Source organism: Tepidiphilus sp. J10 (genome assembly GCF_006980785.1).
Classification (GTDB): Bacteria; Pseudomonadota; Gammaproteobacteria; order Burkholderiales; family Rhodocyclaceae; genus Tepidiphilus; species Tepidiphilus olei.
The window spans coordinates 1-1,295 of record NZ_SBHP01000016.1 but is presented as its reverse complement, the minus strand read 5'-3'; the positions used below and the strand labels follow the sequence as shown (position 1 = coordinate 1,295).

Sequence of the window (1,295 nt, the reverse complement as noted above, 5' to 3'; positions counted from 1 at the left end):
CGAGGCGCCCCGGGGGACAGGATATCCCCCGTATCGGATCATTTTTGCCCCGTTTTGTCCCGAAAACGGGGCATGCGTCGGGGAGAGGAGATCAATGGCTTACTTGTTCAGCGGTTCCTTCAAGGTCTTCGACGCCGCCCAGGACGTGCCCGAGCCCCTCGACATCTTTATCTTGCCCAACTACCGGACATTTCTATTTTGCCTTGCACGGGGTTGACGCCCGATGATCGAGCCCGTATCATAACGAACTCTGCACACGACGGGCGGTTAGCTCAGCGGTAGAGCACTGCCTTCACACGGCAGGGGTCAGTGGTTCGATCCCACTACCGCCCACCACCCAGGTGGGTTGTACCGTCGTGCAAGATCGTGGGCCGGTAGCTCAGCTGGGAGAGCGTCGCGTTCGCAATGCGAAGGTCGGGAGTTCGATCCTCCTCCGGTCCACCAATTCCAGAAGGCCAGACGCGCTCTGGTCTTTTTCACGTCCTGCGAAGGCCCAAGCGGCGCGGGGTTTTGCGGGCGGTGCGAATTCCGGGGCGGCCGTTTTCACCCCGATTTTCCCGTTCCGACCGCCCGAATCTCTCTCTTTTCTCTGTTTATGCGCAGGTCGCCCTGCTGACGACCCCTCGCAACGGCGCGGGTTTCCGGGCGGTGGTTTGCGCTCCAGAATGCCCGCCGAGAGACACATCGAACCACATTACCCGGCCAGGTCCGCAATGGCCTGACGCTGCGCCGTCCAGTCGTCGGGCAGCGGATGGCGCACGAAAAACTCCAGCGCCAGCCCCACCGGCTGCCGACCCCGGGCGATGTCCTCGACCACGTCGGGCGCCAGCCGGGCCAGCTTCAGCGTCTTCTGCACCCGCACCTTGTCGATGCCTTCGGCGGCGGCGAGTTCCGCGATGTTGCCGACCTTGCCCTCGTCCAGCAGTTGCTGCCAGAAGAGCCCTTTCGCCAGCGCCCGCATCAGGGCGGCATCCGCCGTCGGGGCGCCGAGCTGGGCCGGGGTGGCGAGGCGCCCGTCGGTGGTCGGATGCACCACCACCTTCTTCGCCCGGTGGCGCACGAAGCGCACCGGGATGAAGGTGGTCAGCTTCAGCCCGCCGTCGGCCTTCTGGGTGCGGGATTCCGCCCGCCCGGCCTGCCGCAGTGTCGTCATGCCATCGCCTCCATTTCCAGTTCAGGAACCGCTGAACAAGTAAGCCATTGATCTCCTCTCCCCGACGCATGCCCCGTTTTCGGGACAAAACGGGGCAAAAATGATCCGATACGGGGGATATCCTGTCCCCCGGGGCGCCTCG

2 protein-coding genes and 2 tRNA genes are annotated in these 1,295 nt (G+C 64.4%); 3 read left to right on the top strand and 1 reads right to left on the bottom strand.

Annotation, left to right across the window (positions count from 1 at the left end):
• The first annotated feature begins 94 nt into the window (after positions 1-94).
• The 3 genes from EPD81_RS10875 (at position 95) to EPD81_RS10550 (ending at position 444) form a co-directional block, all read left to right on the top strand.
• On the top strand, positions 95-217 hold the full coding sequence (locus tag EPD81_RS10875; RefSeq protein WP_255446517.1) for a hypothetical protein: 123 nt from the start codon (positions 95-97) through the stop codon (positions 215-217).
• A 44-nt stretch (positions 218-261) separates the two neighbouring features.
• A tRNA-Val gene (locus EPD81_RS10555) sits at positions 262-336 on the top strand.
• A 32-nt stretch (positions 337-368) separates the two neighbouring features.
• Positions 369-444 (top strand) — tRNA-Ala (locus tag EPD81_RS10550).
• A gap of 250 nt (positions 445-694) precedes the next feature.
• Here EPD81_RS10550 and EPD81_RS10545 read toward each other — a convergent pair.
• Positions 695-1,153 (bottom strand): hypothetical protein, encoded by a 459-nt coding sequence (locus EPD81_RS10545; protein ID WP_142805397.1) that lies wholly within the window; start codon positions 1,151-1,153, stop codon positions 695-697.
• Between the last annotated feature and the right edge of the window lie 142 nt (positions 1,154-1,295).